22 protein-coding genes are annotated in these 21,691 nt (G+C 40.5%); 14 read left to right on the forward strand and 8 right to left on the reverse strand.

Annotated elements, in window-relative coordinates:
* Nucleotides 1-73 precede the first annotated feature (73 nt).
* Nucleotides 74-541, forward strand: coding sequence for a CYTH domain-containing protein (locus E6C50_RS12045; RefSeq protein WP_136403480.1), 468 nt, complete (start codon nt 74-76; stop codon nt 539-541).
* 1 nt (nt 542) lies between these two features.
* The gene (locus E6C50_RS12050) at nt 543-986 is read left to right on the forward strand and encodes a YciI family protein (protein ID WP_136403481.1); all 444 of its coding nucleotides are present in this window, start codon (nt 543-545) and stop codon (nt 984-986) included.
* Nucleotide 987: 1 nt separating this feature from the next.
* Here E6C50_RS12050 and E6C50_RS12055 read toward each other — a convergent pair whose 3' ends face one another.
* The 6 genes from E6C50_RS12055 to E6C50_RS12080 form a co-directional block, all read right to left on the reverse strand.
* Entirely contained in the window at nt 988-1,449 is a 462-nt protein-coding gene (locus E6C50_RS12055) for a septal ring lytic transglycosylase RlpA family protein (protein ID WP_136403482.1), read from the reverse strand.
* Nucleotides 1,450-1,520: 71 nt separating this feature from the next.
* A complete protein-coding gene (locus E6C50_RS12060) occupies nt 1,521-1,946 on the reverse strand; it encodes a hypothetical protein (RefSeq protein WP_136403483.1) in 426 nt (141 codons plus the stop codon).
* 103 nt (nt 1,947-2,049) lie between these two features.
* Nucleotides 2,050-4,245 carry a M12 family metallo-peptidase gene (locus tag E6C50_RS12065; protein ID WP_136403484.1) on the reverse strand — a complete coding sequence of 732 codons (2,196 nt, stop codon included), beginning with the start codon at nt 4,243-4,245 and terminating at the stop codon, nt 2,050-2,052.
* A gap of 98 nt (nt 4,246-4,343) precedes the next feature.
* Nucleotides 4,344-5,003, reverse strand: coding sequence for an aspartate kinase (locus E6C50_RS12070; RefSeq protein ID WP_136403485.1), 660 nt, complete (start codon nt 5,001-5,003; stop codon nt 4,344-4,346).
* Between the two features lie 72 nt (nt 5,004-5,075).
* Nucleotides 5,076-5,435, reverse strand: coding sequence for a YraN family protein (locus E6C50_RS12075; RefSeq protein WP_136403486.1), 360 nt, complete (start codon nt 5,433-5,435; stop codon nt 5,076-5,078).
* Nucleotides 5,436-5,443: 8 nt separating this feature from the next.
* Entirely contained in the window at nt 5,444-6,340 is an 897-nt protein-coding gene (locus E6C50_RS12080) for a S66 peptidase family protein (protein ID WP_136403487.1), read from the reverse strand.
* 273 nt (nt 6,341-6,613) lie between these two features.
* Here E6C50_RS12080 and metG point away from each other — a divergent pair, with 273 nt between their 5' ends.
* The 5 genes from metG to E6C50_RS12105 are packed head-to-tail and all read left to right on the forward strand — an operon-like array spanning nt 6,614 to nt 11,374.
* Nucleotides 6,614-8,674, forward strand: a complete 2,061-nt coding sequence (gene metG / locus E6C50_RS12085; RefSeq protein WP_136403488.1) for a methionine--tRNA ligase — start codon at nt 6,614-6,616, stop codon at nt 8,672-8,674.
* Between the two features lie 21 nt (nt 8,675-8,695).
* Nucleotides 8,696-9,385 (forward strand): HAD family hydrolase, encoded by a 690-nt coding sequence (locus E6C50_RS12090; protein WP_136403489.1) that lies wholly within the window; start codon nt 8,696-8,698, stop codon nt 9,383-9,385.
* Nucleotides 9,382-10,011, forward strand: a complete 630-nt coding sequence (locus E6C50_RS12095) for a chloramphenicol acetyltransferase (RefSeq protein WP_136403490.1) — start codon at nt 9,382-9,384, stop codon at nt 10,009-10,011. Before E6C50_RS12090 ends, E6C50_RS12095 begins: the two co-directional genes overlap by 4 nt.
* Entirely contained in the window at nt 10,008-10,463 is a 456-nt protein-coding gene (locus tag E6C50_RS12100; protein ID WP_136403491.1) for an NUDIX hydrolase, read from the forward strand. The genes E6C50_RS12095 and E6C50_RS12100 overlap by 4 nt, the downstream gene beginning before the upstream one ends.
* 8 nt (nt 10,464-10,471) lie before the next feature.
* Nucleotides 10,472-11,374: a histone deacetylase family protein gene (locus tag E6C50_RS12105; RefSeq protein ID WP_136403492.1), complete on the forward strand. Its 903-nt coding sequence runs from the start codon at nt 10,472-10,474 to the stop codon at nt 11,372-11,374.
* A 5-nt stretch (nt 11,375-11,379) separates the two neighbouring features.
* Here E6C50_RS12105 and E6C50_RS12110 read toward each other — a convergent pair whose 3' ends face one another.
* Nucleotides 11,380-11,706 (reverse strand): single-stranded DNA-binding protein, encoded by a 327-nt coding sequence (locus tag E6C50_RS12110; RefSeq protein WP_136403493.1) that lies wholly within the window; start codon nt 11,704-11,706, stop codon nt 11,380-11,382.
* Nucleotides 11,707-11,759: 53 nt separating this feature from the next.
* Nucleotides 11,760-13,520 carry a T9SS type A sorting domain-containing protein gene (locus tag E6C50_RS12115; protein ID WP_136403494.1) on the reverse strand — a complete coding sequence of 587 codons (1,761 nt, stop codon included), beginning with the start codon at nt 13,518-13,520 and terminating at the stop codon, nt 11,760-11,762.
* A 252-nt stretch (nt 13,521-13,772) separates the two neighbouring features.
* Between E6C50_RS12115 and E6C50_RS12120 the strand changes: the two genes are divergently transcribed.
* From E6C50_RS12120 to E6C50_RS12150, 7 genes are all read left to right on the forward strand, one after another.
* Nucleotides 13,773-15,302, forward strand: coding sequence for a bifunctional GNAT family N-acetyltransferase/carbon-nitrogen hydrolase family protein (locus tag E6C50_RS12120; protein ID WP_136403495.1), 1,530 nt, complete (start codon nt 13,773-13,775; stop codon nt 15,300-15,302).
* A 7-nt stretch (nt 15,303-15,309) separates the two neighbouring features.
* Nucleotides 15,310-15,846, forward strand: coding sequence for a YfiT family bacillithiol transferase (locus E6C50_RS12125; RefSeq protein WP_136403496.1), 537 nt, complete (start codon nt 15,310-15,312; stop codon nt 15,844-15,846).
* 60 nt (nt 15,847-15,906) lie between these two features.
* Nucleotides 15,907-16,713: an SDR family oxidoreductase gene (locus E6C50_RS12130; RefSeq protein ID WP_136403497.1), complete on the forward strand. Its 807-nt coding sequence runs from the start codon at nt 15,907-15,909 to the stop codon at nt 16,711-16,713.
* 40 nt (nt 16,714-16,753) lie between these two features.
* The gene (locus E6C50_RS12135; RefSeq protein WP_136403498.1) at nt 16,754-17,833 is read left to right on the forward strand and encodes a winged helix DNA-binding domain-containing protein; all 1,080 of its coding nucleotides are present in this window, start codon (nt 16,754-16,756) and stop codon (nt 17,831-17,833) included.
* A complete protein-coding gene (locus E6C50_RS12140) occupies nt 17,830-18,219 on the forward strand; it encodes a VOC family protein (RefSeq protein ID WP_136403499.1) in 390 nt (129 codons plus the stop codon). The genes E6C50_RS12135 and E6C50_RS12140 overlap by 4 nt, the downstream gene beginning before the upstream one ends.
* Nucleotides 18,216-18,626, forward strand: coding sequence for a DUF6157 family protein (locus E6C50_RS12145; RefSeq protein ID WP_136403500.1), 411 nt, complete (start codon nt 18,216-18,218; stop codon nt 18,624-18,626). Before E6C50_RS12140 ends, E6C50_RS12145 begins: the two co-directional genes overlap by 4 nt.
* 299 nt (nt 18,627-18,925) lie before the next feature.
* Nucleotides 18,926-21,652 carry a M12 family metallo-peptidase gene (locus E6C50_RS12150; protein WP_136403501.1) on the forward strand — a complete coding sequence of 909 codons (2,727 nt, stop codon included), beginning with the start codon at nt 18,926-18,928 and terminating at the stop codon, nt 21,650-21,652.
* Nucleotides 21,653-21,691 lie beyond the last annotated feature (39 nt).

A 21,691-nucleotide genomic window follows, 5' to 3' on the forward strand; every position in this document is an offset into this window, starting at 1 on the left:
CTGTTGCAAAATTACGATCCGGGAGCTATAATTTTCTTAACTTGCTCCTAATTTATATTAATTTCTCCAGAAAATGCAGGAAATCGAGCGAAAGTTTTTAGTCAAATCCGAGGCTTTTATTACCGAATCACACCATCAAAACAGGATTGTTCAAGGTTATCTTAATTCGGATCCGGAACGAACCGTTCGCGTTCGTATTAAAGGCGAAAAAGGTTTTCTAACCGTTAAAGGAATCGGCAATGCTTCCGGAACGACACGCCTGGAATGGGAAACGGAAATTCCGGTTTCCGATGCCGAAACGCTCCTGCCGCTCTGCGAAAAAGGTGTTATCGACAAAGTTCGTTATGAGATCCAAAAAGGAAACCACACTTTTGAGGTGGATGTTTTTTCCGGAGCCAATGAAGGACTGATTATTGCCGAAGTGGAATTGCAATCGGAAAACGAGCTCTTTGAAAAGCCGGACTGGCTCGGATCCGAGGTTACCGGCGACAAACGGTATTACAATGCTTTTTTAAGCAACAACCCTTATAAACTCTGGTAAAATGAAAACGCCGCGGTATACTTTAGTTTTTCTGCTTGCGGTTTTATCCTGTAGCAGTCCTAAGAAAACAGTCCAAACACCATCCATTCCAACCGGACTTGCCCCGGAGACTTTTAGTTATCAGGACAATGGTATCACTTATGTGATGCAAAAATATTTTCTGGTCTTACTAAAAAAAGGTCCTAACAGAACTCAATCAAAAGAGGACGCTGAGGAAATTCAGAAAAAGCATATGGAACATCTTTCCTGGTTGCATCAAAACGGAAAAATCAGCCTTGCCGGTCCTATGGACAAACACGAAACCATTTCGGGCATTCTGGTTTTTAACACACCTACATTACGCGAAGCCGACAGTCTTGCAAAATTGGATCCGGCGGTAAAATCCGGACGACTGGAAGTGGAAACTATGGGATGGTGGGCAGCAAAAGGAAGTAAACTCGAATAGTTTAATCCTGAATCACTTCAATATTTACGTTTACGAATCCACGGCCTTTTCCGTGTGTAATTTCCATAAACGCTTTTTTAGAAAGGTCAATTTCCCGTCCTCGTGAGAATGGTCCGCGATCGGTTACTTCTACGATAACGGCTTTTTTATTCGCTACATTCGTTACTTTTATTTTGGTTCCGAAAGGTAGATTTCTATGCGCAGCGGTATATTTTGAATTGTCAAATTTCCTGCCGCTTGCGGTTCTTCTTCCATTAAATCGGTCGGCATAATACGATGCATGTACATTTTTTTTATAATTCTTAAGCTTAAGACCTCCCTGAATCGTGATAGAATCTTTTTTTATCGTATCGTTCGCTTTCACTTTAGGATCTGTCTGAAAAGCAAAAACCCTTCCGGTTGTTGCACTGATTAACAAAACAGCGAGTGTAACAAATACGATGTAAACTATTACTTTTTTCATTCTATTCGTTTTTTAGATGGTGAAAGGCAAGAAATATGCCAAGTTGAAAAAGGCCCTTACGGGCCTTCATTTTATTTAAACCATAAACTCCATGGTATTCTGCTTAGTATTAAAACCAAACCTATCGCATAGAAAATGGCTATTTTTTTGAATTTATCCGTTCCGGTAGCTGCTTTTTTATGTTTCGACCAACCAATTGTGATCAATGCAATGGCAATGATATTGATTAGCGGATGCTCCAAAGAAGTTAATCGAAGCGCACTGTTACTCATTTGTCCGAATGATGCCGAACCCAGTGGTGAAACAAAATATAGGATAAAACCGAAAAGCAACTGAATATGAGAAAAGATCAATCCAAAAAGTGAAATGCTTCTGTCTTTTGGTTCAAAATCTCTTTTGGAACTCATTCCTAAAAAAGCGTTGATTACAGCGATGAATAAAGCCAATAAAGCTAAGTAAGCCAATCCGGAATGGCCTTTTTGAATAATTTCGTACATAGTTAGTTTTTTGTTTTCAAAACAAAGATAAGGAATTGAAACTAAAAAAGCCGCTTACCCTAAGTGGTAAACGGCTTTAATCATCCGATTTCGTTATTTTTAATTATAATTTAACAACTTTAAAATTAACGGTCTGGTTGTTGATTTTCATTTTGAAAAGATAGGTTCCGGTCGCATAGGCCGTCATGTCTACTTTTGTTGTCAGGTCGTTCAACTGACTGTTATACAACAATTGTCCCTGAACATTAAATACCTGAATTTCTGTTATTGCGTCTTTTGATGCAATATTTACAAAACCGTTAACCGGGTTCGGGTAATAGGAATAATCCATATACACAGCATCTTCCAATCCTAAAGAAGGCGTACAAGAGGTTGTTGCCACCCATCCTGCTTCGGTTACACCTCCGTCAGAAACGAATTTCATGGTTAAAGCACCGTCTGCAGCAGTCGATTCGATTGGTGCCGGTAACGTTAATCCGGTTAAACCAGCGCCGCCTACTAATGGCGCTTCTGTACTTGATCCGTTGTAGATATATAAGAAATCATAACCATCTTCCAGTCTGAAAGCAGTAAAGGTTAGTTTTACTTTATTGTTTGCCAGATTTGGAATAAGCGTTCTAACAAACACCTGATTGTTACCATATTGTCCAAATGTTCCTCCGGTATCGGTCAATTGAATGCCGTTACAATAATCGGCTCCGGTCAACAATATAAAATCTCTGGCCAATGATGTCATTCCAAGACCACAAACCGGACGGATTCGCACTCTGTAATACGTATTTGGCGTTAAGTTTTGCGCTGTATATGAATTTGTTCCTACCGTAGTATATTGGCCTGCTGTTCCAGAGTACGGGAACACAACTATTTGCCATGAAGTAGCACTTCCGGCATCCGACCAGGTAATCACAGCCGATGTATTTCCGGCTCCCATAGTAGAATTGATATCCATAACCGTATTAATACAGGTATTGATACAATCCGTACTTAAACAAGTTCTGGAATCAACATGATTTAAAATTGCCGCTGATGGTTGTGGTCCGAATCCATTATTAAAACTGATTCCTACACCACTCACCAAATGGCAATAACTCATGATTGTCCCTTTTACAGAAGAAGAAGGAATTGTTGGCGGACTGGTCATACAGTTGTATCCTTCCGATGTCGACCCTAAAGCAGCCGGAGCACAGTTATCAATAGCGGTATTATTCCCATTCCACACACAAGCGTGGGTATGTCTTGAACCTAGCAAGTGCCCTAATTCGTGTGTCACTACCTGAACAGTCCAGGAATACGTTGGAACGGTACTATAACTAAAATTCACATCCGAATAACAATAATTATTAGCGGTACACAGTCCTCCGATTGTTACTGCTACTCCACCTAATCCACCCGGATCGATCCCTACCAATTGTCCTACATCACCATCGAAAACAGGTCGTACTGCATTAAATTTTGCCAGATAATCACCAGAACTGTTACCTACTCCTTCATACGGATCTTCTGTTGTCCAGATGTATACCGATTTTAATGCTGTCGTAATTCCATCGTTATTATATAAGGTCTGTACATTATTAAAAACCGAAGTCATCCAGTTGGAAGTGGTGGTTGTATTACTTCCGTTTGATTGATACAGGTTATAATCGATTTCAAAATAAACCGTTACACATTTATTACTGGCCGGACTTGCTGATGGAGTTGTTGGAGCGCTTTTAAACTCTTCAACTCTATCATCCGTAGCACATTCAAAATCGTGGGTCACGTTCATTTTTTGATCTTCATAGATAATATAGTCCGTTTTGTTTCCTTTTTTGTCCAATTTACCCACTGTTAAATTGCTTAACTTTGAACTAGATGCGATTCCATTCAGTTCGCCTTTAAAAAAGTTAAAAGACACCAAGGAGTTTGAATCACCTTTTACAATACCACGGTAATAAACTCCCGGTTCGTAAATGATGTTTTTTCCTTTATCGGTATCCAGGTGAAAACCTTCGGCTAATATGTCTACCCGATAAAGTTGTAGTGTTACCGTTTCGTTATGATACGGTAGATTCAATTCGATCGCGTTGGGTTTTTTGGACACGATTTCATTGACAGCAGCTTCTTTTATAATAGCAAAAGAAGCGTCGTTTACAACTCTGGCAATTTCTTTACCTGGAGTTTTAGTCGACGCTTCTAATACTGAAAATTTTTTAAAGTCTGTGTTCTGTGAGCGTAACTCGGCGACCCTTTGGGCGACCCTGTTTTGCGAAAACACAGTCAGCCCGGTTAAAAGGGCTAAAAAAAGTGTAAATTTTTTCATTTTGCGGGGTTAGTTAGTATTTTAGTCAGTCCAAATATAAAAAATATTTAGGTTCTGAGTCACATTCCCGGCTTAACTACACAATTTTAACCTTTTAACTACAAACTTTTAAGGTCTTTAATAGCTTTGAAAGCGATATCTACTTGATCATCACTAACAATAATGGTGAATTCGTAATTTGTGGAAACCACTTCGCAAATATTCACACCTTCCCATGCCAAACGTTGAAATACGTAGTAAAACAATCCCGGTACTGAAAGGTTGTCTTTAGGTAGCTTTACCGTAATCGAAGCTAGGTTTTCGGTTTTATGAGCCCATTTTTCTTCTGCAAAGTATTTCTCTACTAAGTGGTTTAGGGAATCACTTACAATGATATTGGTTTCATTTACCCCTCGCGAAGAAGTATAGAATATATCTGTATAGTTATTAATTTCTGCGATTAAATCCGATTGACAACTCAATACTTTGGGAGTAATTGCGAAATTATAATCCGTCAATGAGGAACGTACAGTAATCTCTCCCAGATTCTTCAGAACTTTATCCAGTTTGTGGTTCATCCGGAAACCAAGTTCTTCCGATAATCGTTTCAGAGCCATTACGACTGCTCCTTGTTTAATGTTTTTCCCTAATTCCTGCTCTAATTCCGGCATCATTACTCTTGCTAAGGAGGTCAGATTAATAATACCCTGGGAGAGGCCATTGAGCAAAAAGGGTTTCGTTTTAATGTAATGTTCAACTACAGAGGAAATAGTTTTCATAATTATAGTGGGTTTTAAAAATCTCGTAAAATTACAAAAAAAACAATCTGTTAAAACTTTAACAAAAATAAATTAGAAATAATAAAATGCATCAGGATAATGCTTAATATCAAAAACAGCTCCCTGTTTGTGAATAGCAATTATATCAAAACGGACGTCACATTCGATGTCCCTTAGGATTACATATTCGTTAACAGCTTTCACTAAAAGCTGAATTTTCTTCGATTTCACAAATTCTTGTGGTAATCCATACTCTAATTTAGAACGAGTTTTAACTTCTACAACTACTAAAGTTGTACCTTTTTTTGCAATTATGTCAATCTCGGCTTTACAAAATATCCAGTTTCGTTCTAGAATTTCGTATCCGTTCTGTATCAAAAATGCTACTGCACGCGATTCTCCTTCTTTTCCAAGTTCATTATGACGTGCCATTTTTTATTTTATTGGAATTCTAACACAACTTTATCGTCGGTTATTTCAAAATTAACCGTAGCACCCAAAATTAGTGCCCGATTATCTTTAACATGTCCGGCCGGAAAGTAAAAACATACCGGAATATTATATTCTTTTGCGATGGAAGTGATAATACCTACCTCATTTTGCCCAAAAGGAATTTCGTTATCATGCATATCTGTCATTCCTCCTACTACAAGTCCTTTTAGTCCGTCAAAATAACCATTTCTTTTTAAATTATACAGCATTCGATCTATATGATATAAATATTCGTCCAGATCTTCTATAAATAATATCTTATCTTTTGTATCAATTGAGGATTTGGATCCTAACAAACTGTATAATATAGACAGGTTACCTCCTACTAATTGCCCCGTTGCTTTTCCCTTAATTTCATATCCTTTTGCCGAAACCTCATATCGGATTTTCTCTCCAAATAGTGCTTTTCGTAGCGTTTCTTTTGAAATTTCTTCCGTTCGTGGCACCGTAAACGGCATGATACTATGCAGGGTTGCCACTTTCATAGTATGAACATGACTATGCAAAACGGTAACATCACTAAATCCAATGATCCATTTTGGATGTTTTTTAAACTTTGTAAAATCCAAACCGTCTATAATGCGAACCGTTCCATAACCTCCACGTGCACACCATATTGCTTTGATGTTATCATCGTCCAGCATTTGCTGAAAATCATCGATACGCTCGCGATCCGTACCACCCAACTGGCAACTATCCAATCCTATCGTACGTCCTAATTTGACTTCCAATCCCCACGATTTTAAGAGTTCAATGGCGGGTTGTGCATCTTCTGGAAAAAATTTTCTTGCGGTACAAACAATGGCTACGGTATCACCTTTCTTTAAATAGGATGGAATTTTCATTTTTCGTTGTGAATATAAATCGGTCGTTGTAAAAATTAACACTAAAATCAAGAATGATCTCAAAAATACGGCTTTCGGATGGAGGCGGTTTGTTTTCATTTGAAATCGTTTCTAACAAATTTAGCATTTTTAAAACAATCCGATAAACATCCGTTAAAGGATTTGTCAACGCTTTTTTGCACAATTTGAATGAAAAAAACATTCAAATTCGTGGCTAATAGCCTATTTTTGCATTTCATCTTGAAAATACATTCAAAATCTAATCTTTTTTTTATGATACAAAATCCTAAAAGATATACCATTACAGCTGCTTTACCGTATACGAACGGTCCGATTCATATTGGCCATTTAGCCGGAGTATATGTACCGGCTGATATCTATGCGCGTTTTTTACGTCAGCAAGGTAAAGATGTAGCTTTTATTTGTGGGAGTGACGAACATGGTGTTGCCATTTCGATGAAAGCGAAAAAAGAAGGCATTACACCTCAGGAAGTTATCGATAAATATAACGGGATTATTAAACAATCTTTTGCTGATTTCGGAATCTCTTTTGACAATTATTCCAGAACTTCAGCCAAAATACACCACGATACCGCTTCTGATTTTTTCAGAAAATTATACGACAACGGTAAATTCATCGAAGAGGTTACCGAACAATTATACGACGAAAAAGCCCAACAATTCCTGGCCGATCGTTTTGTGACCGGAACTTGTCCAAAATGTGGTAATGAAGAGGCATACGGCGATCAATGTGAAAAATGTGGTACGTCGTTAAATGCAACCGATTTAATCAATCCAAAATCGACCATAACCGGGACAAAACCGATCTTAAAATCAACCAAACACTGGTTCCTGCCATTAGATCAATACGACACTTTTTTAAGAGAGTGGATTCTGGAAGGTCATAAAAACGACTGGAAACCGAATGTTTTCGGACAGGTAAAATCATGGCTGGACGACGGTTTAAAACCGCGTGCCGTTACGCGTGATCTGGACTGGGGAATTCCGGTTCCGGTTGAAGGTGCCGAAGGAAAAGTACTATATGTATGGTTTGACGCGCCTATCGGTTATATTTCGTCTACAAAAGAATGGGCCGAAAGAGAAGGAAAAGACTGGGAACCGTACTGGAAAGACCAGGATACCAAACTGGTACATTTTATCGGAAAAGACAATATCGTTTTCCACTGTGTGATTTTCCCGGCGATGTTAAAAGCCGAAGGAAGTTATATTCTACCGGACAATGTTCCGGCCAATGAGTTCCTGAATCTGGAAGGTAACAAACTGTCGACATCCAAAAACTGGGCGGTATGGTTACACGAATACCTTATCGATTTCCCGGAAAAACAGGACGTATTGCGTTATGCTTTAACCTCCAATGCTCCGGAAACCAAAGACAATGATTTTACCTGGAAAGATTTTCAGGCACGTAATAATAATGAACTGGTTGCTATTTTCGGAAACTTTATCAACCGTGTAGTGGTATTAAGCAACAAATATTACGACGGTATCATTCCGCAGCCTAACGAACTGACCGAAGCGGACGAAGCGGCTTTAACCGAATTAAAAGCCTATCCGGCAGTTATTTCGAGTTCAATCGAGCGTTACCGTTTCCGCGAAGCTTTAGGTGAATTGATGAATGTAGCGCGTTTAGGGAACAAATACCTGGCCGATGAAGAACCGTGGAAAATTGTAAAAGAAAATCCGGAAAGAGTAAAAACGCAAATGTATGTAGCCTTACAGATTGCTGCAGCATTGAGCGTTTTAGCCGAACCGTTCCTTCCGTTTACCGCTCAGAAATTAAAATCAATTTTAAAAATTGACAATGCTTTCGGATGGAATGATATCGCTCAAAATTCCGATTTAATACCGGCAGGTCATCAGATCGGACAAGCGGAACTGCTATTCGCTAAAATTGAGGATGAAGAAATTCAAAAACAAATCGACCGACTAGAGGCTACAAAAGTGGCCAATAAAGCCGAAAATCAAGTGGTAACACCACAAAAAGAAGTGGCTACTTTTGATGATTTTGCCAAATTGGATTTACGCGTAGGAACCATTGTTTCTGCCGAAAAAATGCCAAAAGCAAATAAATTACTGGTGCTTAAAGTCGACACCGGACTTGATGTTCGTACCATCGTTTCGGGAATTGCCGAGCATTTTACACCGGAAGCTATTATCGGCAAAAAAGTAACCGTTTTAGCCAATCTGGCGCCAAGAGCTTTACGCGGTGTGGAAAGCGAAGGAATGATTCTGATGACGGAAAATGCCGAAGGTAAACTGGTTTTTGTAAACCCGGATGCCGATGGCGTTAAAAACGGAGCGACTATTAATTAAGATTACAAATACAAAAATAAAATGGCACTAAAAGTTATAGCCTTTGATGCAGATGATACCCTTTGGGTAAATGAGCCTTATTTTGAAGAAACCGAAAAAAAATTCTGCGGATTGATGGAAGATTATCTGTCACACCAGGGATTATCACAGGAGTTATTCAAAATTGAAATACAAAATTTACCGGCCTATGGTTACGGTATCAAAGGCTATATTCTTTCGATGATTGAAGCGGCCTTAAAAATTTCAAATAATACCATCGATGTCGCCATCATTGGCCGTATTATCGAGCTGGGAAAAGAGTTGCTGGAAAAACCAATCGAATTACTCGATGGCGTTGAAGAAACACTGGAAACTTTAAAAGGAAAATACCGCTTGGTCGTCGCTACTAAAGGCGATCTAAAAGACCAACATCGCAAATTACACGATTCCGGACTCGGGGCTTATTTTCACCATATTGAAGTAATGTCCGATAAACAGCCTTTGGATTACCAAAAACTGGTAAGCCGTTTGGATCTAAAACCGGAGGAGTTTTTTATGATTGGAAATTCATTAAAATCGGATGTATTACCGGTATTGGAAATTGGTGGTCATGCCGTACACGTGCCGTTCCACACCACCTGGGCGCACGAACGTATCGATCATAAAGTGGAACATCCCAACTTTAGAACCATTGAAAAATTAACCGATATCCTACCACTTTTAGTATCGTGAAACAAAAATTAGACCTGACCACCTGGAGCAGAAAAGAACACTTCGAATTTTTTAAAAATTTTGAAGAGCCTTTTTTCGGCCTTATCGCAACGGTTGACTGTACCAAAGCCTACGATAACGCCAAGGAAGCCGGTGTGCCGTTTTTTATTTATTACCTGTACAAAACGCTGGTCGCGGTAAATGCTGTCGAAGCTTTTCGCTACCGGATTCAGGATAATGAAGTGGTTATTTACGATCGTATCGATGCTTCTTCGACGATCTTGCGGGAAGATCATTCTTTTGGTTTTTCGCTGATCGAGTTTGACCACAATATTCAAAATTTTAAAGCCATGGCTCAAAACGAAATCGAAAGGGTACGACAAACGCCGGGACTTTTTACCCGAAGTTTTGAAATGGACAACCTGATTCATTTTTCTTCTATTCCTTGGGTGAATTTTACCTCGTTGTCACATGCGAGAAGTTTTACATTCCCCGATAGTTGTCCGAAAATTTCCTTTGGTAAAATGACGCTTATCGGAGCCAAAAGAGAAATGCCGGTTTCCGTACACGTACATCATGGATTGGCCGACGGTTATCATGTAGGCCTGTTTTTTGAAGAATTACAAAAACAACTGGATCAGAAATGAGAAAAATTGCCGCTTTTATCATCTTAAAATGTAACGATGAGTTGCTTTTACTAAAACGCTTTAAAGAACCCTTTAAAGGCTATTACGTACCTGTTGGCGGCAAGCTCGATCCTAACGAAACACCTTTGGATGCCGCAATACGCGAAACATTTGAAGAAACCGGTATTCGTCCGGAACATTTTACTTATATGGGAACGCTTTTCGAGGTTTCGCCCGTGGAATACAACTGGCTTACTTTTGTCTATTTGGCCGAAATTCCATACCAACCGGCACCTGAATGTAACGAAGGAATATTGGAATGGATTCATAAAGATAATCTGAAAAATATCCTGACACCGGAAACGGATCTGCATATTTACGAAAAGGCTTTTAACCAACAGCCTTTCGCCTATAGTGCCCGTTATGATGCGGAACGCAACTTATTGGAATTGATCGACGAATTAAATCCGTAATAAACGGTATGTTCCCGATTGCCTTCCATCCGATTTACAAACATCCGCTACCGGAAGGCCATCGCTTTCCGATGATCAAATACGAATTACTACCACAACAACTGGTACATGAAGGTATTGTTTCCGACAATGCTTTTTTTGAACCGGATATGCCGGATATGCAACCAATATTGGCTGTACATCAAAAAGAATATGTAACCGATTTGATCCGATTAACACTGGATCCGAGAGCGGTTCGCAAAATAGGGTTTCCATTATCGGCCGAATTGGTCGAACGGGAATTACGAATTGTACAAGGTTCCATAACCGGTGCCAAAAAAGCATTACAAACCGGAATTGCCTTTAATATCGCAGGCGGAACACACCATGCCTATGCCGATCATGGCGAAGCTTTTTGTCTGTTAAATGATCAGGCTATAGCGGCACAGTATTTACTGGACCAAAAGTTGGCTAAAAAAATTCTGATTGTAGATCTTGACGTACATCAGGGAAACGGAACCGCAGCGATTTTCGAACACAATCGTTCCGTTTTTACCTTTTCGATGCACGGTCAGTCCAACTATCCTTTTAAAAAAGAACGTTCCGATCTGGACATCGCACTGCCAGACCATACGGCCGACGATGCGTATTTATCGCTATTAAATCAGACGTTGCCACAACTCATTGTCTCAGAACGCCCTGATTTTATCTTTTACCTTAGCGGTGTCGACATATTGTCTTCCGATAAACTCGGAAAACTCGCCTGTTCGCTGGAAGCCTGTAAAAAGCGGGATGAAATCGTATTTTCACATTGCCATAGCGCGGGAATACCGGTTCAATGTAGTATGGGCGGCGGCTATTCGCCGGATATCCGAACGATTATCCAGGCCCATACCAATACCTACCGGGTAGCTTCCTATATTTATAGCTAATTCGTTTAAAGCAATAAAATCTCGTTTACGACAATCTCTGTCGAATATCGTTTATGTCCCTCTTTGTCTTCCCAGGTTCGGTGAACCAGCTTGCCTTCTAAAACAACCTCTTTTCCCTTTTCTACAAATTTCTCAACAATGTCGGCTAGCTTCCCCCAGGCTTTTACAACATGCCATTGCGTGTCAGTAACTTTTTCACCTTTTTCATTGTAATACACTTCGTTCGTAGCAACCGACAATTTTGCCAGTTTTCTACCTTCTTCCAATGTCTTAATTTCCGGATCACTTCCTACGTTTCCGATCAATTGCACTCGGTTTCTCAATGTGTTCATGGCTCATAATTTTAATAGGTTAACTTTTAATTCGGGGAAAAGGGAGTATAGGGTTATTTGTTTTTTACAAATTTCTGATATTCTTTTAGTTGTTGTGCTGCATCTTCAATTCCCAACACATAAATCCCGGCGGCCAGTTTGGATACCTCAATTCCTTTTTCGCCAATAGTAGCTCCTGTTACCTTAAAAATCTGTCTTCCGTTTAAGTCATATACCGCGATTTGTGCCTGATCGGATAATTGTTCCTTGTTTTTAATAAACAATCGTTCGCTGGCCGGATTGGGATATACTGCAAAATGGGCTGTTCCAAACTCGGCAAGCCCTAAAGCCGATTCTCCGGTTTTGGCAATATAAATCGATTGCTTGTTGTTGGTTTCTATCGCCAGATTATTTAATTGTATGTCTACAGAAGCCGTCGAAATAATCGTAAAATTATCCGGATCGGAATCCAGTACTTTCAAATTTGAGGATCCATTTGCAGGAGCGGGATAAATCTCACAGGCCTGAATATTTCCTTGTGTATTATATTTAGCTATGAAGTTGAAAAAATTATTATCAATCGTATAGGTAAAATCCGGGGAAAGATTGACATATCGGTAAAAATTTCCGCCTACATAAATATTATCCTGTGCATCGATATACAATCTCGAAAACTTCGACGAGGAACTCGCATTGGTTCCCGGTGCCTGATCGGTTGATATTCCCGCTTTTCTAGCCCATATCAGGTTTCCGGCAGTACCGTGTTTTACCATATAACCGCCGTAATTTCCTGGAAACTGTAAAATGGTTCCATCAAAATTTATTGTCGAATTATAGGCCATCCCTACCAAATATACGTTGTTTGCTGAATCTACCGCCAGATTAAACGCCTTGGTGTCGGAACTTGACCCAACGGTAGCTGTTTTTGCCCAGACCACCGCTCCGGTATTATCATAGCGCACATAAAATAATCCTGCGTTCGAAGCCGAACTGCGGTTTAACGTAATATTTCCAAAGGTTACCGAACGCGACAGAAAATCGCCCGCTACATAAACATTCCCGTTATTGTCGACAACCATAGCTTTCATCTGTGCTCCGATTCGGTCGGACATATTCGAACTGGTCGTACCGGTATAACGCGAAGACGAAGCCCAAACCAGATTGCCGGTACCGGCATCGAATTTGGCTACCAGGTTTTTATCCATACCTTGAATTGCTGGTGCATAATTCACCATCGGTAAGGTTAATCCTTCAAAAGAAAATTGATCCGACGAATAATTGGCCGCCAGATACAGGTAGTTGTTTTTATATTGCAGGTAACCACCTCCCATATACTCCGGGAATTCCTTAATCCAAACCGGATTGCCATCTAATGTAAATTTCACGATAAAGCTACGTTCTCCATAGGTATTTGTATTGACCAAAGTGGTCGTACCGATTTGCATAGTACCTCCAAAACTCCCTATAGCATAATAATGATCATTACCATCATAGGCGACAGCAGTAAATTGTTCGTACTTGCTTCCGCTAAAATGCTTTACATTTAAAAGTATACCGTTCGTATCAAATTTGGCAATATAAGCATCTCCTTTGGTTGTGGCCGACGGATCGCTGGTGTTTTGTATCGTAGTCCCCTGTATTGTTGCCGTATCGGTTCTGAAATTTCCAAGCATAATATAATTGCCGTATCGGTCAACAAAACCTTGTGGTTGGTTTTCCTGCAAGCCGCTGTTTTCGGTTACAGCACTCCAAAGCCATTGACTCTGGTTAAAATTCTGAGCTTGGACGCCACAGAAACTAATTAGAGTTGTTGTAATAAGTAGTTTTAGTTTCATATAGTAGTATTTGATTTGTTTTTAACCAAATTTATAAGAATAATATAATCTTAAAGACTTAATACTGTTAAATGTTTTTACAATACTTTAAAATAATCGCTAAACCCGCATTATTCGCAATGTTAGCACTGTGTTAAAATTATAGCACAGCACATTAAATATCTCTTTTTTGTGAAAATATCTAACTGTCCTGCTTTGCAATCGCTTGTAAAAAGATGGTATTTTTTGTAACTTTCTAAAAAATACGCCCCTATGCAACAAGCTATCAATAAAGTTGAGTTACGAAATTTACAGATCGAAGATTATAAAGAACTGAAAAATTCCATGGTGGAAGCCTATAGCGAACTAAAAGAAGCCTATTGGCAAGAAGAGCAAATCGAACGCTTACTGGAAATTTTCCCTGAAGGCCAACTTGTAATACTGGTCGACGGCAGAGTGGTTGGTTCGGCACTTTCATTAATTGTAGATAACCGGAAAGCCAGTGCGACACATACTTATGAAAAAATCACCGGAAATTATACCTTTTCCACACACGATCCTTTTGGCGATGTGTTATACGGTATCGATGTTTTTATTCATCCGGATTATCGCGGACTCCGTTTAGGCAGACGTTTGTATGATGCCCGGAAAGAAATCTGCGAAAAACTGAATTTACAATCGATCATCTTTGCCGGAAGAATTCCGCGTTATGCCGAACATGCCAAAGAGATGACACCAAAACAATATATCGAAAAAGTACGCGCCAAGGAAATCCACGATCCGGTATTGTCGTTTCAACTGAGTAATGATTTCCACGTGATCAAGGTGATGAAAAATTACCTCGAAGGCGATGTTAGCTCGCAGGAATATGCCGTGCTTTTGGAATGGAACAATATTTATTATGAAAAACATCAGCAATTGATCAACACACGAAAAAGTGTCATCCGACTAGGGTTGATTCAATGGCAGATGCGACCGCTCAACAATCTGGAAGCGCTGTTTGAACAGGCCGAGTTTTTTATTGATGCCGTTTCCGGATATGCCAGCGATTTTGCTATGTTTCCTGAGTTGTTTATCGCGCCCCTAATGGCCGATTACAATCATCTTTCAGAAGCCGATGCGATTCGGGAATTAGCGCGCTATACCGATTCGATCCGGAAAAAATTTCAGGAATTCGCGATTTCCTATAATATCAATATCATCACCGGTAGTATGCCGTTGCTGGAAAACGGGAATTTGTACAATGTCGGTTTTCTGTGTAAAAGAGACGGAACATCCGAAATGTATTCCAAAATTCATATTACACCAAACGAGGTGTTTTATTGGGGTATGAAAGGCGGTTCGCAAATCAAAACGTTTGATACCGATTGTGGAAAAATCGGTATTATGATTTGTTACGATGTGGAATTCCCGGAATTGTCCCGCTTACTGGCCGACGAAGGAATGGACATCCTATTTGTTCCCTTTCTAACGGATACGCAAAACGGATATACCCGGGTTCGCAATTGTGCGCAGGCGCGGGCTATCGAAAACGAATGTTATGTCGCCATCGCCGGTTGTGTCGGGAATCTTCCCAAAGTGAACAATATGGATATACAGTTTGCACAGGCGGCCGTTTTTACCCCTTCGGATTTTGCGTTTCCTACCAACGGAATCAAGGCCGAAGCAACACCAAATACCGAAATGACGCTAATTGTAGATGTGGATGTAGATTTATTAAAAGAATTACACGAACACGGTAGTGTCCGCACTATGAAAGACCGAAGAAAAGATTTGTATCAAATCAAAAAATTAAAATCATAAACGCACAATGGAACTCGAGCAATTAAAATATCCGATTGGAAAGTTTATCGTTCCTACGGAAATCGACAAGGATCATATCCTGGAATGGAAAACCACGATACGGGAATTGCCACAGGATCTGGAAAAGCTGGTAAAAGGCCTTTCCCAAACGGAATTAAACTGGATATACCGACCGGATGGCTGGTCGGTGAAACAGGTGGTACATCATCTGGCCGATAGTCATATGAACAGTTTTACCCGTTTTAAACTAACACTTACCGAAAATGTTCCGGCTATCCGACCATATGAAGAGCAACTTTGGGCCGCTACGCCCGATGGTAAAGACAACGATATTTCGGCCTCCTTACTTATGATCAAAGGAATACACAGTCGCTGGAGTTATCTGCTTGATCATTTATCGGAGCAGGATATGAATCTGTTGTATTTTCATCCGCAACACCAACGGTTATATTCGTTAAAAGAAGCCATCGGGCTATACCATTGGCATTCCCAACATCATTTGGCACATATCCGACAGGCGTTACAACACAAAGGGATTTTTTAATCGCGATGGAACGAATGACTGCAAAAAAAGAAGTTACTTTGTTCCGATAAAAACAAAAGCATGAAACCTTCTATTGCAATTGTCGGCTGCGGCTGGCTTGGTCTTCCATTGGCAAAAAAACTAATCCAACTCGGTTATCCGGTGAGTGGTTCAACAACCACACCCGAAAAAATAGCGGTATTGCAGGAATCACAAATCGATCCCTTTTTGATCAAATGCGGCGAGGAGCAGGTAGAAGGTAACTGGGAAGCTTTTTTTTCCGGAAAAGAAATTGTCATTATAGACATTCCGCCAAAGCTTAGAGGTGAAAACCAGGAAAATTTTGTAGCCAAAATACAAACCCTTATTTCCTGTATTGTCACAACAACCGTTACAAAAGTCATTTTTGTAAGTTCCACTTCTGTCTATTCCGATACCAATACAACGGTAACCGAATCCTCAATTCCGCAACCGGATACCGAAAGCGGAAAGCAACTTTTGGAAGCCGAAAACTACTTACTTGAGAAGCCGAATCTTCAGACGACTATTGTCCGATTTGGCGGACTGATCGGGAACGACCGGAATCCGGTAAAATTCCTCGCCGGAAAGGAAAATATCGAAAACCCCGAAGCTCCGATAAATTTTATCCATCAAACGGATTGTATCGGTATTCTTCTGGCGATAATCGAAAAAGAAATCTGGAACGAAACCTTTAATGCCGTCGCGCCTTCCCATCCTACACGGGAAGCATATTATACCCGAAAAGCATTGGAATTCGGATTACCGTTACCGCAATTCAGTCACGAAAAACCATCGTCCGGAAAAAGCATCAGTTCGGAAAAAGTACAGCATCTTTTGGAATATGAATTTCAGATTCCGGAACTATGATCTAAAAAAAGCGGTACATTTATAGCTAAAACGATCCCAAATGGATTTAACCAATATCGTTAGCCTTCGTCTCAACAATCAGTGGTTACACCAAAGCCCGGCTCTGGATATTCCAGAAATCGTATCCCGTATGGGTGCGCTACAGGCGCAGGATTTTGCCATGTCGAAATGGGCCTTAGGCATCCGAAAACCCGGTGCATTTGAAACCGAAATCGAAACCGCTTTTAATTCCGGATCGATTGTTCGCACCCATGTTATGCGTCCGACCTGGCATACGGTAGCCGCATCCGACATTTACTGGATGCTGGATTTATCCGCCAAACGAATCAAAGGTTCTGCCAAAGGTCGGTTAAAAGAACTGGAATTAACGCCTGAAGTCCTTTCCCGTTCCTATTCCATTTTGGAAAAAACACTGGCCGGAAACAACCATCACACCCGCGACGAACTGGTAAGCTTATTCGAACAAAATAGTATTGCCAACTACGACAATCGGATGTCCCATATTTTAATTCTGGCCGAACAGGACGGTCTTATCTGTAGCGGAAAAATAAAACAGGGAAAAACCACATATGCATTGTTAGAAGAATGGGTTCCGCAAAAAAGTAATATTAGCAGGGAAGAAGCGTTGGAAAAACTGGCCCGGAAATACTTTTCCAGTCATGGTCCGGCAACACTGACCGATTTTCAATGGTGGTCCGGCTTGTCTTTGTCGGAAGTCCGAAAAGCACTCAACCTGATCCAACATGATTTCCTGTCCGAAAACATCGGTTCGGAGACCTATTGGTTTTCACATACAATTACATCATCAGTTCCCGAAAACACGATTCACCTCCTACCGGCTTTCGACGAATGCATCATTAGTTACAAAGACCGTACGGCAACACTAACCGTTGATCATCATAAAAAAGCGGTAACGCGAAACGGAATCTTTCATCCGGTTATTTTGCATAACGGAAAAGCTGTTGGCATCTGGAAACGAACAATCAAAAATCAAAAAGTAACGATCGATATCCATCCTTTCGACTCTTTTACGCCTTCCTTGGTTGCGCCACTGGAAAACAAAATACACGAATTTGGCGTTTTCCTCAATAAAGAACCTCATATCCAGTATCACTCATGAAACAGAACATCACACATATCACCCTTTTGGTAAACGATTATGACGAAACCATTGCTTTTTATACGGAAAAACTTCAATTTTCGGTATTGGAAAACATATCCGGCGACGATGGCAGACGTTGGGTAACGCTTGCACCAAAGGGTTATTCCGGTAGCGCATTTGCCTTGATCAAAGCTACGACACCGGCACAACAGGAACGCGTTGGAAACCAAACCGGCGGTACGGTTTCTTTTTTTCTGAATACCGATGACATCGAACGTGATCTGGCCCATTTCCGACAACAGAATGTTTCCATCGTTCGGGATATGGTTCATGAACCTTGGGGCAAAGTGGCCATTTTTACCGATCTTTATGGTAACCTTTGGGATTTAATCGAAACGCCATGAAGTCGACCAATTATCAAAATACGTTTATTGCTGTTGCCGAAGATTGTCCGGTCTCGCAAGCGGCCATTCCGCCTATACGCGGTAGTGAAAAATCGGCTGTAAATTTACAGTTTGAAACATTGCGCGACAATCCGTATCGCTATACTTCCGATGATATTTTATTTGCGGTTTATGCGCTGAAAAATCATATTCCAAAATCCAATTACGATTCGGAACGGGAACTATTTTTCACTAAAAGTCAGGCGTGTTTGCGTTGTTCACCCTTATCCAAACGTTATGGTTGGGGAACACATCACAATGCCGAAGGTAAAGTCGCACTCTACGCTATCGATTCCGACGACTACAAAAAACTGGCGCAGGATTCCGTACTAACACAGGTTAAGGCAATGCGTTCCAAACGGAAATAATTCTCCTTTTATTTTAAGCCGGCTTATCGCCGGTTTTTTTTGTTTTTAACATTTTTTATCACAAAAAATTTATTTTTTAAATATCATCACGTTTTTACAACAACTATTTAATTAAATTTTTATATTTGATACAAATAATACCATTTACAATATTTAAAACAATACAAAATGGTACTTTTTGCCCAATATTCACACCTTTATTATTTGATACAAGCCTCATAATTTTTCGCATTTGTTTTCAGGGTATTACAGCATTCGCATAGTCACCAATAGCATATTAACACCAAAAACAATAAATTATGAAAAAAAGCTTACTCCTACTGTCGGCTTTGCTGCTTTCTTTTACAGCAATGGCGCAGGTTCCGGAAACCAGTAGTCCGGACGATCCTCCAAGTTACACCCAACCTCAGGAAAACCAGACTCCGGTGTATGAATTACAACCGACGCAGTTAAGTGCGGAAGTACAGGAATACCTCCACGGGCGTGTGGAAGGTTTTTCGGCCTATCGTTTTGATTATGGCGCCTTAAACGATTACCTGCTCAAAAATCCGTATGCACTCGAATTCATTCTGAAATCCGATGCCGGTACGACCAAATTTACCATGCAACGCCACGATATGCGCGCCCTCGATTATACCGAAGGGGTTACTCATGAAGGCGGTGAAAATCAGATTACATTCCAACGTACTGCCGAAACCGATCTCAACTATAATGTTCCAACGATAAAAGGGATTGCCGATAATAATCCCTCCATTCTGACACGTCTGGCTGTTTTTAACGACAATCTTGTCGGTTTAAAATGGAATACCGAAAGCAATGAAGTGCTCTATTATACGTCACTTCAGGATTTTATCAAATTAAACGGTGACGATTTTGTGACCGATGAAAATCCGTTATTGGTTTTTAACCTCGGAAATATCATCAGTAGGCAAAACTCCCGTTGTACGCAAATCAAGGAGTTGATTCAGGAACCGCCTGTGGCCGAAAAAGGCTTTTTCTATCAGTGTACGCCGCGATTCCTGACAATCGCTGCCGAAGGTGATAAACCCTGGTGCGATCAAAATGGAAGTAATTCGGCTTCCAATATCCTAAGCAATCTGTTTTTTGTCGAATGTGTTTACACGCATTATTTCAACATTTCTTTTATTGTAAAACACGTCAATCTTTTACCCAATAACGGTTCGCTGTACAACACCAATGATGCGACCGACTTACTGTATAAATTCCGCGATAACTGGAATGCCAACCATACCAATAAAGACCGCGATTTAGCATTGTTGTTTACCGGAAGGCGTCCGAATAGCGGAACGGTTGGTATCGCATTTACCAACTCGCTTTGCACCAGCTATTCTGCCTATGGCGTTATTGGTAAAGATCCTACACGAATTCGTATTACCGCTCATGAAATAGGCCATATTTTTGGTTCGCTGCACGATGACGAACACTACGGAACCTCATCCTGTAGTGGGAACGATATGCCTATTATGTGTATGTATACCTCAACTTATACACCGCTGTATTTTAGTCCGCATACCCGAAATATTATTCTGAATTCCATTAATAGTCATGCGTATTGCCTGAACGATTATGCCAACGTAAATAATTCAAGTGAAATCGTAAAATCCTGGACCAATAACCGAAACCTGAAATGGGTGGCAACCTGGTATATGCAGGACGGCGATTATATTCTGACCGGAAACTTTGACGGAGAAAACAATGATGAAGAGATTTTCTTTGCCAATCCCGACAGAAATTGGGCCGGTATTATGGATTTCTCCTGCGATCAGGGAACCGACTGGTATCATCTTTGGGGGAATGGCGGAAACCGTACTTTCGGATGCTGGTATCGTAATTATGGCGATCGTTACTACTCGGGTGATTTTGACGGTGACGGAAAAGATGAAATCTTATCCCGCACCGATACCGGAAGTTGGGCACAAATTAAAGAATACCTCCCTTCGACCTGGTCGTGGAAGGAACGCTGGAGTAATAATGGCAGTAATACCCCTATCGCCTATTGGTATATGGGACCAAAAGACACCTTCCTTGTGGGTGATTTCGATGGTGACGGAAAAGACGAATTACTTTGCGTAAATCCAAACGGATGGTCGCATCTGGTAAAATTCAATTCGTCTCCAGGCGGATGGTATTCCCCGCAAACAATATGGAGTAACAACGGTTCCGGATGGATTGGCGGGTTACAGATTTCACAGATTCAACGGTATATGAAAGGTAAAATGCGTACCACTACCCGCGATGAGCTGTATGCATTTGTGAGCAATTCATCCAGTAGTTTTTCTGCCATCATGCGTTTTACCGGTAGCGGATGGACGCTCACCGGCGGACAGGGATTGGGAACCAGCTTTACCACTACCAATGTCACTCCGGCGCATTACAGCTATAAAATGATGACTGGGAATCTGGATAACGATGGCTATAGTGAATATTTGGCAATCAGCAATACCTGGATCGGAAGCTACGACTATAGTAACGGTGGTCCCGGAATGTCGTTTAACTGGAGTAACGGTGGTAGTTCCTATTATAACGACTGGTACCTGAACCAACCTTCACGTCAGTTCCTGGTAAAAGCAGCACCAACGGCTCCGGATCAGATTTTTAACATTCAATATATTAAGAGAAGTTCCGGATGGTGGTTCTGGTACCGAGAATGGTACGAAGCATCTCTGGCGTCTATGTATCGCGGCGAATTACCAAATCAGAATATGAAAGCAGCGGAACCGGAGTTGGATTTTGGAAAACCATCAATTATTTCGGTAAACGACAATATGTTGATTTATCCAAATCCGACTAAAGATATTCTGAATATCGATTTTAACAATCTGGAAGTAAAACAAGCCAATGCTTCCCTGATCGATATCACTGGTAAAACGGTACTACAACAACCGCTAACCGGCCCGAATAATGTACTATCCTTACAGGCTCTTTCCGAAGGGGTATATATTATAAAGATCGATTCGGAAAATCAACCGGTAATCACTCAGAAAATTGTGATTCAGAAAAAATAAAAACGGTAATCCGATTTATAAAAAAAGCCTCCCATTTGG

The organism is Flavobacterium supellecticarium, assembly GCF_004801375.1.
GTDB lineage: Bacteria > Bacteroidota > Bacteroidia > Flavobacteriales > Flavobacteriaceae > Flavobacterium > Flavobacterium supellecticarium.